The organism is Salmonella sp. FC25216 (assembly GCF_057751355.1).
On record NZ_JBDGON010000018.1, the window covers coordinates 25,336 to 37,741 of the forward strand.

The window sequence follows — 12,406 nt, forward strand, 5'->3', positions numbered from 1 at the left end:
TGACTATTTTTGCCCGATTGGTATATCCAGTGAAATGGCGCCGCTCCGACGTCGATAAGAAAACGGCTTCATAGGAGATATGCCCACGTATAGCCCGCAGGACGAAGAGAAAAAAGAAAGGATAAACCGGGAGAGTATTAAGGTAATTCAATCATGAAGCGTCGACGGCAACAAACGTCTCCTACCGCTGATTCATTTGTATAACCAGCCAGTAATGGATAACGCTGACAATATACTGTTGCTGCGCTTCGCTCAGTGCTTCGCCCTGGGGAATGTGATGCCACTTTGCCAGACATCCGCGACAGCAGGTCGCCGTCGCGTGTTGCGCGATAAACACCGGGTGTCCCCGCATCGGCGTTTGCTTACCATCATTCGCCGGGTGAGCTGACGCCAGTCGTTGGGCGATAAAATCGGCGGCGTGTTTATCAATCACCTCCGCGCCTTTATCCCAGCAATATTGTCTTTCTTTTACCCCGAGACGAAAACGCGAACGAAATGTCGATCGCGCCAGGCGGGCAAAAAGCGGTTCAAGCGCATTCATCAGTATACCGAGCGTCCTAATGTTTGTGTTAATTGTTCAAGCGCGGCAATACCCGCCAGAGAGTTTCCCGCAGGGTCCAGCTCCGGACTCCAGACGGCAATCGCCATTTCATGCGGCACAATGGCGACAATACCGCCACCCACGCCGGACTTAGCGGGCAATCCTACACGCCAGGCAAACTCTCCGGCGTTCTGATACATACCACTGGTCGCCATCAGCGCGTTAATCTGCCGGGCCTGCATAGGTGTAACTACCGGCTCGTCGAGATGAAACGCCTCGCCCTGATTTGCCAGAAAGACAAACGTCCTCGCCAGTTCCATGCAGCTCATTTTCAACGCGCAGTAGTGGAAGTAATTTTGCAACACGGTAGGCACATCATGATGAAAATTACCGAACGATTTCATCAGCCAGGCAATAGCGGCGTTACGGGCGGAATGCTCAAATTCAGAGCGAGCGACCGTAGTGTCATACGTAATATCCGATACGCCGCAAAGCGCGCGCACAACTTCCAGCATCCGCTGACGCGGCGCGCTAAGCCGTCCTTGCAACATGTCGCATACCACCAGCGCGCCCGCATTAATAAATGGATTACGCGGGATACCTTGTTCCATCTCTAACTGAACCAGCGAATTGAACGGCGAGCCGGAAGGATCTTTTCCGACGCGCTGCCAGATCTCCTCTTCTGGATAATGACGCATCGCCACCACCAGACTGAGCACTTTCGAAATAGACTGAATAGAGAAGCGTTCGTGCGCATCGCCCGCCTGATAATGCTGCCCGTCCACGGTACAAATCGCTATTCCCAGCTTTGAACCCTCGACGGACGCTAATGCCGGAATATAGTCAGCGACTTTGCCCTGGCCAATGAGGGGGCGAACGCGCTGTAAAATCGTCTCTAAAATTGCATTATCCATGGCCCTGGCCACAACATGCTCCTTGCTCGCAGGTCTGAAAAGGCCTGCGAGTATAGCAGAGGGCACGACGCGACGTCAGGACGATTAGACACGGTTCTTCCAAACGGTCTGCACATTGCAAAATTCGTGTAAACCAAAGTGCGAAAGCTCGCGACCGAAGCCGCTTTTCTTCACCCCGCCGAATGCCACACGCGCATCGCTGGCGCTGTACCCATTAATGAATACCCCACCGCACTCAAGACGCGCCGCCATCTCCGCGGCCAGCGTATCGTTGGCGGTAAAGATCGTCGCCGACAGGCCAAACTCACTGTCATTCGCCAGCGCGAGGGCGTGCGCCGCATCTTTTGCAACGGTAATGGCGGCAACAGGCCCAAAAAGTTCCTGACGAAATGCAGTCATGTCAGGCGTGACATCAGCCAGAACGGTCGCAGCATAATAGTTGCCTTCCCCGGCGATTTTCTCGCCGCCCAACAGTAGCCGTGCGCCTTCGGCGACAGAAGCCTGCACCTGTTGATGGAGTTCATCACGCAGATCAAAGCGCGCCATCGGTCCCAGGTCATTCTCTTCAACCAGAGGATCACCTATCTTTAATGCCGCGGCAGCCGCCACAAATCGCTCGGTAAACGCCTGTGCAATGCCCTCTTCGACAATAAAACGTTTGGCGGCGGCGCAGACTTGTCCGGTGTTTTGATAGCGTCCTGCAACCGCAGCGTTTACCGCCAGCTCAAGATCGGCATCATTAAGCACAATAAACGGATCCGACCCACCCAGTTCCAGTACGCATTTTTTCAGCGCCGCCCCAGCCTGAGCGCCAATCGCCGCGCCGGCGCGCACGCTGCCTGTCACCGTCACCGCCGCGATTCGCGGATCGTTAATCATCTGACTCACGCCCTCATTATTAGCGTTCACCCATCCATAGACGCCAGCGGGAGTACCGGCTTCCGTCAAGATTCGGTCTATCATCTGCGCGCAACCAGTGACATTGGGTGCATGTTTTAACAAGTAGCTATTCCCCGCCAGCAGTATCGGCACTGCCCCGCGTAACACCTGCCATAAAGGAAAATTCCACGGCATTATCGCCAGAATGACGCCCAGCGGACGGTATTCAATCACCGCCTGCTGATTTTCTACCAGTGTAGGCTCAGGATTCAGCATTGCCGGACCATGTTCCGCATACCAGTCGCATAACGCGGCGGATTTCATCACTTCCGCACGCGCCTGTTTTATGGGTTTACCCATTTCACGCGTAATACATTGCGCCATCTCTTCTGCATGAGCGCGAAGCGCCTGACCAATATCGCGTAATGTTTGCGCCCGTTGCGCTACCGACGTCATTTTCCACTTTTTGCAACCATTCGCCGCCAGATTCAGCGCATATTCAATCTCTTGCGCGTTAGCCCAGGGCCTTGTCGCCAGCGTCTGCCCGGTCGCAGGATTCATGGATAGCGCCTGTGTTGCAGTCATCATGGTCATGTTCTTTCTCTCGTTATCAGGGAAGTCATACCATCATGACGCCCTTTACCCTTTCCGAGAAATGAATAATATTAACCAGAACATTCACGAATTGAGAAAACCATGGACCTGACGCAACTGGAAATGTTTAACGCTGTCGCTCTAACGGGTAGCATTACGCAGGCGGCGGCAAAAGTGCACCGCGTTCCGTCTAACCTGACCACGCGTATCCGCCAGCTTGAAGCCGACCTTGGCGTCTCTCTGTTTATTCGCGAAAACCAGCGTCTCAGGCTGTCGCCAGCCGGACATAACTTTTTACGTTACAGCCAGCAGATCCTGGCGCTGGTCGATGAAGCCCGCATGGTGGTCGCCGGAAAGGAACCGCAAGGACTGTTTTCACTCGGCGCGTTAGAAAGTACTGCCGCCGTACGTATCCCCGCGCTGCTGGCGGGCTATAACCAGCGTTACCCTAAAATTCAGTTCGCGTTAACGACAGGTCCTTCCGGCGCCATGCTGGATGGCGTGCTCGAAGGAAAGCTGAACGCCGCCTTTATTGATGGCCCGCTAATGCATCCGGGGCTGGAAGGTATGCCGGTTTACCAGGAAGAGATGATGATCGTCGCGCCGCACGGCCATCCCGTCGTTTCGCGCGCAAGCGAGGTGAATGGTTGTAACATATATGCTTTTCGCGCCAACTGTTCTTACCGGCGGCATTTCGAAAGCTGGTTTCATGCCGATGGCGCGACCCCCGGTACGATTCACGAAATGGAGTCATATCATGGAATGTTGGCGTGCGTAATCGCCGGCGCAGGTATTGCGCTGATGCCAGCAAGTATGCTCAACAGTATGCCAGGACATCATCAGGTGGAAGCCTGGCCGTTGGCGGAGAAGTGGCGCTGGCTTACCACCTGGCTAATTTGGCGGCGCGGGGCGATGACGCGCCAGCTTGAGGCCTTTATAGAGCTACTTAACGCCCAACTGGCGAGCGTCGACTGAAGACGAAACGGCCTGCGAAGTAAATGAGACGCAGGTCACAAAATGATTGTCTTTTCGCCAGTAAACGTTTTAAGATCGCGGCCTCACCTTCTCGCAACTAACCCGAAATATTTTTATGACTATCAATCCAGTTTCCCGCAAGGTCGCGTGGCTACGGGTAGTTACGCTTGCTATCGCCGCTTTTATTTTCAATACCACGGAATTTGTGCCGGTTGGTTTGCTGTCAGACATTGCCGAAAGCTTTCATATGCAAACCGCGCAGGTCGGCATCATGCTAACCATTTACGCCTGGGTAGTTGCCGTCATGTCGCTACCTTTTATGCTTCTTACCAGTCAAATGGAGCGCCGTAAGCTACTCATTTGTCTGTTTGTTCTGTTTATTGCCAGCCATGTGCTCTCCTTCCTGGCGTGGAGCTTTACCGTGCTGGTCATTAGCCGTATCGGCATCGCTTTCGCCCACGCTATTTTCTGGTCGATAACCGCGTCTTTGGCGATCCGCCTGGCCCCTGCCGGGAAACGCGCGCAGGCATTAAGTCTGATAGCGACCGGAACCGCGTTGGCCATGGTGCTTGGGCTGCCGATAGGTCGCGTTGTTGGTCAGTATTTTGGCTGGCGCACCACCTTTTTTGCCATCGGCATGGGCGCATTAATTACGCTGCTATGTCTGATTAAGCTTCTACCGAAATTGCCGAGCGAACATTCCGGCTCACTAAAAAGTTTACCTTTACTATTCCGACGCCCGGCGCTGATGAGCCTCTATGTACTGACCGTCGTTGTGGTGACTGCGCATTACACGGCTTATAGCTATATTGAACCGTTCGTTCAGAATGTCGCCGGGCTCAGTGCGAATTTTGCTACCGTCCTGTTACTGATCCTGGGCGGCGCCGGAATCATCGGCAGCCTCGTGTTTGGTAAACTGGGTAATCGCCATGCCTCGTCGCTCGTCAGTATCGCTATTGCCCTGCTGGTTGTCTGTCTGCTTCTGTTGCTGCCTGCGGCGGATAGCGAAGCGCATCTGGCCATACTGAGCATTTTCTGGGGAATCGCGATTATGGTGATAGGGCTCGGTATGCAGGTGAAAGTACTGGCGCTGGCCCCGGACGCGACCGATGTCGCAATGGCGCTATTTTCAGGCATCTTTAATATCGGTATTGGCGCTGGCGCGCTGGTAGGAAATCAGGTGAGTTTGCACTGGTCAATGTCGGCCATCGGCTATATTGGCGCCATACCCGCCTGTGCCGCGCTGGTATGGGCTGTGCTCATATTCCGTAAATGGCCAGTGATGCTGGAAGAACAATCGCATTAAGACATTCGTCTGCCGGGAACGCCTTTCCGGCAGACGAAAATGCGCCTTAGTGGTACGTTTTAATAATTTCTACCACGCCGTTGATAATAAATTGTACGCCCATACACACCAGCAGGAATCCCATTAAGCGGGAAATCGCTTCAATCCCCCCTTTACCCACCAGCCGCATGATAGCGCCGGAACTGCGTAAACATCCCCACAGGATCACCGCCACGGCAAGAAAAATAATCGGCGGCGCGACCGTAATGACCCAGTCGGGAAACTCGCCGCCATGACGCACTGTGGAAGCGGAACTGATGATCATTGCAATAGTCCCCGGTCCTGCGGTGCTTGGCATAGCCAGTGGAACAAACGCAATATTGGCCGTCGGTTCGTCCGCCAGCTCCTCCGATTTGCTTTTCGCTTCCGGCGACTCATGCGCCTTCTGCTGCGGGAAAAGCATTCTGAAGCCGATAAACGCTACGATTAACCCACCGGCGATCCGTAGCCCTGGAATCGAAATACCGAAGGTGTTCATGACTAACTGCCCGGCATAGTACGCCACCATCATAATGGCGAAGACATAAACCGAAGCCATGTATGACTGTCGGTTGCGTTCCGCACTATTCATATTGCCCGCAAGGCCAAGAAACAGCGCCACGGTGGTTAGCGGATTGGCTAAAGGGAGCAGTACGACCAGTCCCAATCCAATCGCTTTAAACAAATCCATCATAATACTATCTCTTACCCATCAGCGTTTCATGAACCGGAAGTATAAAGTGAAACTGCCCCGGCGCGCCATTTTGCCAGTGCGTAAGTCAATATCCTCCGTAACCTATAACCTGTAATTATCAATTAGTTACAGGTTATCACAACACATTACCTTGTACGCCTTTTAGCAAATCGTGGCATCGGTTAATTCATTCAGTTGACTTATACTTGCCTGAGAAATAGTATCTGACGAAATTAATTACTTGCCGGGGCAACCATTTTGAAAAGCACCAGTGATCTGTTCAATGAAATCATTCCGCTGGGTCGCTTGATCTACATGGTAAATCAGAAAAAAGATCGCCTGTTAAATGACTACTTATCCCCGCTGGATATCACCGCATCACAGTTTAAAGTGCTTTGCTCGATACGCTGCGCGGGATGTGTTACCCCGGTTGAACTTAAAAAAGTGCTGTCTGTCGATCTCGGCGCATTGACGCGGATGCTCGACCGCCTGCTGTGCAAAGGCTGGATCGAAAGACTGCCGAATCCTAATGACAAACGCGGCGTACTGGTGAAGCTAACGCCGGACGGCGCGGCAATTTGTGAGCAATGTCATCAACGACCAGGGCAAGACCTGCATCAGGAATTAACAAAAAACTTAACGGCGGACGAAGTGGCAACGCTTGAGTATTTGCTCAAGAAAATTCTGCCGTAGACAAAAAAGAGGTATGACGATGTCCAGACGCAACACTGACGCTATTACTATTCATAGCATTTTGGACTGGATCGAGGATAACCTGGAATCGCCGCTCTCACTGGAAAAAGTGTCTGAGCGTTCAGGGTACTCCAAATGGCACCTGCAACGGATGTTTAAAAAAGAGACCGGTCATTCATTAGGCCAATACATCCGCAGCCGTAAAATGACGGAAATTGCGCAAAAATTAAAAGAGAGCAACGAGCCCATCCTCTATCTGGCGGAACGCTATGGCTTTGAGTCACAGCAAACATTGACCAGGACGTTCAAAAACTATTTTGACGTGCCGCCACACAAATACCGGATTACCAATATGCATGGCGAATCACGGTATATGCTGCCGCTGAACCATGGCAACTGCTAGTTTGTTTATGCGCCACGCGAAGGGCACCATGAAAATACTGTTTCCCGTCCTGCCGGGTCTGTTACTTATCGCCTCCGGATATGGCATCGCAGAACAAACACTGTTACCTGTGGCACAAAATAGCTGTGATGTGATGCTTCTGCCCTCCGTGGGCGTTCCGCCAAATGACCTTCACCCCGTGAGCGTGAACAGCGATAAGTCAGATGAATTAGGCGTGCCCTATTATAACGACCAACGCCTTTAACCTATTTGCCCCGTTTAACGGGGCATTTTTTGAGTACCTTCTGGCTATGACGAGTCCGCCGTTATCGCTTCGCGGCGTGGTCTGAAGCCAGTGAGATTAGCATTTATCTTCAATCTTATAATAAAGACCTGCCAGATTATTGACCTGAAATTTCTTGTAGATACTGCGCCGATAGTGGCAAATCGTCTTTTCGCTTAGATCAAGATGCCGCGATATCTCTTTGTTTTTTTTGCCTGTCATAATAAAAGGCAGTACGTTCACCTCTTTTTTCGATAGATTCACCTGTTTTTCAAGGCAATAAATATTGCTGTTTTTAGTAATCACTCTATTATGTTTAGCCTCTCCATAATTCGCGAGGAATCCGCTAATTTTCTTCAGCGCATCCTTACAATCCACGCTAAAATCGGATAACGCATTAATAAGAATGTTATCAATAGTACTCTCATAGCAAGTATCTCGCGTAATGAGAATAATATAGCTATCAGGGTGATGGGTTTTAAATTCAAACAGCGAGCTTAGCAAATGTATATCTGCCTGACCATAATCAACAATAATCGCTTTCACCCTTTGCAGGGTTTGCTTATTTACACATCCAATGTGCTTAGCATAGACGACCTCAGTAAATGAACAGTACTCCCTCCGGATATCATCAACGATATAACCAAATCCTTTTTTAAAGTATTCACATGTGGTGATGACAATAATCACTATTCCTTACCTTTATCATGGTTTATTTCATAATTCTGACGCATAAATTAAATTCAGAGCAATTCAGAAAAACGCTGCAATGATAAGAAAGTTCTTATCACATTTGTCTCATTTTGTGCGAAAGCGCACAATTTAGAATTTCATTAAAAATATATCCCTATAATAACAAGTCATTAGCCAGTGAGTAAGACTTTTCTTAACTCGCGTTAAGCCTTCCTATATCGCTAAAACAGGCGCTCTGATACATCTCAAAACGTAACAAGAAGTAAACACTCATTATTAATTGAAAACATTGCGGTCACTTATCGCATTCGGAAGGATACTATTATGGAAAATAATCTCCGCCCGTCACACATAGCAACATGTATAAGCCTGATACTGGGAAGCGGTCTGGCATTATACGTGCCTCCCACTTTCTCTGCTTGTGGTGAATACAACCAGGTCGGCACCTGCGGTTTAGCCGAATTTACCATGACTTCCCCTATAACGCCTTTACCTACCGCCTGGTATTTTGTGCAACCCACTCAGGAAGCCGCCATCAATACTCTTGCTAAAGCGCAGAATATTTATTTTGGCGGAGGCAGCGCTATCCGTAAAACGAGCGACAATCAAAGTCTGCTGGTCGATGGCGCGAATTTAAGCGGCTATTATATCAATGCCAGTAAAGAAGGTTCCGCAACTATCGCTCTGGTTAATCATGCGACCGTCGACTGGCTGGAGGCTGGTGGAAGTAAAACCAATATTCATGTGCTCGTTGATAATTCAACGCTTAACGGCGCAAATGCCGAAACCGATTATGACCGTACGGAAAAAAAACCAAACTACAGTAAAAATTATGCCAAAGGTATGGCAGTTTATCTTTCCTATACCGATGGCGGCGATCATCTCGTTGATATAGTCAATAACAGTACGCTAAACGGCAGTGTGATCACCGGAGGCGCAGGCATTCATCAAATCGCCTTGACCGACAGTGAAATTAAAAAAGGGAATATCCTGATCTCCGGGGCAAATAATGATAACGCGATTATTTTAAAAAATGCTCTGGTAGATACCCGCGATGCCATCAGTAAAACGGCAAGCGCGATCTCAATCACCAGCACTAATCATAAAAATCACACAAATACCGTCACGCTGGAAGAAAACAGTCGTCTGATTGGCGCATTAAATATGGACAGTTCAGGCGGGCATAACAGCGTTGACCTGCGAGACGGGAGCCATATTTCCGCCACAACCACGGCTAACGCCATTAATATTACCAGCGGCTTAACCACTCAACTGGCGCTTGATCGTGCGACTATTGACGGCGATACCCTGCTGACCGCCAGCAATACTATCGCAACGACCATGGCGGACAGTCAGTTGAACGGCGATGTTGTACTGAAAAAAGCCGCCAGTGCGAGCCTGGTCATGACCGGTTCAGGACTGTCTGGTTCGATTGACGCCAGCGCGGTCAGCGGCGACGTTAGCGTGTATCTGGATAATAGCGACATCACTGGCGATGTGATTTTAAATAACGGTACTGTCACGCGCGCTGATGTCTATCTGGACAATACCGTCATCGGTGGGCATCTGTACGGAAGCGACAACAGTACTCTGACTCTGGGTGAAAGTCTTCATCAATTTCAGGGCGATAAATTTAGCCACTTCAGCAACCTTAATGTAAGCGGTACAACATCACTCAGCGGCGGCTTCAATGACGATAACGTCGGCGCCCGTTTACAGATAAATGATGGCACGCTCATCACCCCGGTCAACCTTTCTCAAGGGCAGTTGGTATTTAATCAGGCGAGACTTATCGCTGATACGCTGGCGCTGCGTGAATCCGCGTCTCTGGCGCTGACTAATCACAGTCTGTTAGAGACCCACTCCGCGCAACTCTTCCAGCATGACGATGAGGCAGCCGCACTATTTACGCAGACCGGCGCTCGCCTGACGCTGAATAACAGCACGCTGGCGTTAACCGATGAGACTTATGAGCTGGAATATCTGAAATCGATCAACACGCTGCTTGGCGATCAAACCGGTAGCCGACTGGTGATGATGGGTACACTGCTTGATAACAATATTGCCACCGGTACCGCCACGCTCGACGATGCGGCAACCACGGGCGCCGTTCTGGCGAAAGTGGAAGTGACGGCGGATAAAAACCAGTTAAGGATCGGCAGCGCTACCCCCGCATCTGATGACGAGCAGGCCGTTGAGAACAGCTTCGGCGCAGCGAAATTATCTTTAGGCGGCGTTGGCAACGCGGTGGTTTCCATCGTTGGCGGTAAGGCATTAACGCTCACCGGCGCTTCCGGTACACAGCTTATCGATATGGCCGGGCAGCCTGACGCCAGCGTAACGGTCAATGTGGAAAACGGCGCGCTAAACCTCGGCGCGATTGTGGTCGGCGATACGGTGAACGTTTTACAAGGGGCCGTCAACGTTGGCGAAACTGGCGCGCTGAATATTGTCGCCGGCGATCATACCATCGAGGATGAAAGCGGTTCAGGCGTTACCAGCGCAGGTCAGATTACTATCCTGCATAACGCGGCTTTACATACCAACGTCACGCTTGCAGGCCGCGGGGAGTTATCGGTTAACGGCACGCTGCAGGCTAACACTCTGAACGCCCATTCCGATACGCTAATCACAGTAGGTAATGCAGAAAACGCCGGGCTATTACGCGCAGATAACGTTGATTTACAGGGTGCCAGGATGTTTATCGATCCGCAGTGGCAAGCAAATCCTGCTCTAAAGGACACATCCCGGGTGGCACTGAACGGTGAGACCGTGAATGGACGCCTCACGGTAGGACAAAATGCGCTGCTGGTACTTGGCGATAAGGATACCTACACGGCTGAGACTGATTTTGCCGACAGCGGATTACGCTGGTCGCCTGACGGCATCACGGCAGCGTTGGCCATCGAACGCGCCCAGTACCTGAACCCGACACAAGGCGGTCTGCGCGTTGACGGCGCGTTACACAGCGGCGCCGGTGACTATGACGCGACGTTCAACCAGGCCGAATTTGGCGAACGCTCTCTGCTGATGGTCAATCGCGACAGCACGTCAGGCGGTAATGCGGCTTTAACCGCCTCCAGCGGCACGTTAAAAGTGGCAGATACGGCGATGCTGTATGTTAAAGACGCCGTCGCTAACCAGACTTACACTATTGCTAAAGGGTTTAGTGATGTCGAACTGGCGGGCTCGGGCTGGCAAAATGAACGCCTCATCCTGAATAAACTGCTGAATGGCACGACGATGGAGCACGACGGCTCGGTCATCGTGTCAACCCTCGCTAAAAAAGCGGAAGACATCCTGCCTGGCGTCGTGCCTGTACATATGCTGGATCAGATGATTAACAGTGGAGCCAACTCGCTGACCAGTCCCTGGGCGGGCATACGTTTCTTGTCCCAGGCGGTCGATGATCCGCAGGCCAGCGTCCATGAAGTGGTCAAAACCGTAAATAGCGCAGCGCAGCTCGCCATCACTGGCGGCGTACAGGCCAGTACGCTGGCAGCCGGTCTGGCAGCGTCACAAGCAATTCAAGACAGAACGTCATTAGCAAACCGCACGTTGCAACGGGAGGATGCCGTTTGGGTTCAGGCTTTATATGGCAACCAACGGGCGCGTGATTTCTCCGCCGGAAATATGGATTACGGCTATGACAGCGATTATTACGGCCTGATGCTTGGCGCCGACGCCACGCTGGAAAGTGACAGCGGGAAATGGCGTACCGGCGCGGCCCTCCATGCCGGACACGGTAACGCGGACTCCCGGGGAGATTTTAACTCAACGCATAACGCCATGGATTTCTGGGGCATTTCTCTTTATCAGAACTGGAGTAACGGACGCGTCAACGTGACGGGCGATATCGGGTATAACGTCAGCAGTAATGATATCGAACAAAAAATTCCTGGTTGGATGAATGCGGGCAGTACGCTGAAAGGCTCGCCAGACTCGCAGCTTATCACCGCAGGCATCACCGGTGAGTACCTGATCAGTACGCAAGCGATAGATATTCTCCCCCACGCGGGCGTGCGTTATAACCAGTTAAAAACGAAAGGTTTTACCACCAAAAATACACATCGGGAGGCGGTATTTACTACCCAGGAAGAGACGCTGGATATCTGGCAGTTCCCGGTCGGCGTCAAACTGAATAAGACGTTTGATCTGGATGCCGGATGGGGATTATCAACGCAGGCGGATTTCGCCGTCATTACCAACACCAGCGATACGCAATCCGCGACGAAAGTCAGCGCCGTCGGCATTAACGCCAGCGATGGAATTAGCGCCAACTTCATTGATAAGACCACATTTGCAGGGCAGATCGGTGTAAAATTACAGAAAGGCGACATGCGCTGGGGACTGGGCTATAGCGTCAATACTTCCAGTCATAATACCGATCAGATGATTAACGCCATCTGGCAGCTTAGTTTCTGATAGCCAACC

The 12,406-nt window shown here is 51.3% G+C and carries 11 protein-coding genes; 6 read left to right on the top strand and 5 right to left on the bottom strand.

Features of this window, described 5'->3' with window-relative positions:
* Positions 1-181: 181 nt before the first annotated feature.
* The 3 genes from AC3G3F_RS22975 to sad form a co-directional block, all read right to left on the bottom strand.
* Positions 182-541 (bottom strand): DUF4186 domain-containing protein, encoded by a 360-nt coding sequence (locus tag AC3G3F_RS22975; RefSeq protein ID WP_063390429.1) that lies wholly within the window; start codon positions 539-541, stop codon positions 182-184.
* Positions 541-1,467, bottom strand: a complete 927-nt coding sequence (gene glsB / locus AC3G3F_RS22980; protein ID WP_023247497.1) for a glutaminase B — start codon at positions 1,465-1,467, stop codon at positions 541-543. Before glsB ends, AC3G3F_RS22975 begins: the two co-directional genes overlap by 1 nt.
* A gap of 72 nt (positions 1,468-1,539) precedes the next feature.
* A complete protein-coding gene (gene sad, locus AC3G3F_RS22985) occupies positions 1,540-2,928 on the bottom strand; it encodes a succinate-semialdehyde dehydrogenase (protein WP_053530072.1) in 1,389 nt (462 codons plus the stop codon).
* A gap of 102 nt (positions 2,929-3,030) precedes the next feature.
* On the opposite strand from sad, the gene ptrR reads away from it, so the two are divergent.
* Together ptrR and AC3G3F_RS22995 are read left to right on the top strand one after the other, a co-directional pair.
* Entirely contained in the window at positions 3,031-3,903 is an 873-nt protein-coding gene (gene ptrR, locus AC3G3F_RS22990) for a putrescine utilization regulator PtrR (protein WP_023247495.1), read from the top strand.
* A gap of 115 nt (positions 3,904-4,018) precedes the next feature.
* Complete coding sequence (locus AC3G3F_RS22995; protein WP_023247494.1) at positions 4,019-5,209, top strand: sugar transporter; 1,191 nt, start codon at positions 4,019-4,021, stop codon at positions 5,207-5,209.
* A gap of 46 nt (positions 5,210-5,255) precedes the next feature.
* Here the strand turns inward: AC3G3F_RS22995 and AC3G3F_RS23000 are convergent, their stop codons facing one another.
* Entirely contained in the window at positions 5,256-5,921 is a 666-nt protein-coding gene (locus AC3G3F_RS23000) for a MarC family NAAT transporter (RefSeq protein WP_023247493.1), read from the bottom strand.
* Positions 5,922-6,179: 258 nt separating this feature from the next.
* Between AC3G3F_RS23000 and marR the strand changes: the two genes are divergently transcribed.
* The 3 genes from marR to marB are packed head-to-tail and all read left to right on the top strand — an operon-like array spanning position 6,180 to position 7,261.
* Complete coding sequence (gene marR, locus AC3G3F_RS23005) at positions 6,180-6,614, top strand: multiple antibiotic resistance transcriptional regulator MarR (protein WP_023247492.1); 435 nt, start codon at positions 6,180-6,182, stop codon at positions 6,612-6,614.
* 19 nt (positions 6,615-6,633) lie between these two features.
* Complete coding sequence (gene marA / locus AC3G3F_RS23010; protein ID WP_000091193.1) at positions 6,634-7,017, top strand: MDR efflux pump AcrAB transcriptional activator MarA; 384 nt, start codon at positions 6,634-6,636, stop codon at positions 7,015-7,017.
* Between the two features lie 28 nt (positions 7,018-7,045).
* Positions 7,046-7,261: a multiple antibiotic resistance protein MarB gene (gene marB / locus AC3G3F_RS23015; protein WP_023247491.1), complete on the top strand. Its 216-nt coding sequence runs from the start codon at positions 7,046-7,048 to the stop codon at positions 7,259-7,261.
* Positions 7,262-7,357: 96 nt separating this feature from the next.
* Here the strand turns inward: marB and AC3G3F_RS23020 are convergent, their stop codons facing one another.
* Complete coding sequence (locus tag AC3G3F_RS23020) at positions 7,358-7,969, bottom strand: LuxR family transcriptional regulator (RefSeq protein ID WP_488395833.1); 612 nt, start codon at positions 7,967-7,969, stop codon at positions 7,358-7,360.
* 327 nt (positions 7,970-8,296) lie between these two features.
* Between AC3G3F_RS23020 and AC3G3F_RS23025 the strand changes: the two genes are divergently transcribed.
* The gene (locus AC3G3F_RS23025) at positions 8,297-12,397 is read left to right on the top strand and encodes an autotransporter outer membrane beta-barrel domain-containing protein (protein WP_488395835.1); all 4,101 of its coding nucleotides are present in this window, start codon (positions 8,297-8,299) and stop codon (positions 12,395-12,397) included.
* Positions 12,398-12,406 lie beyond the last annotated feature (9 nt).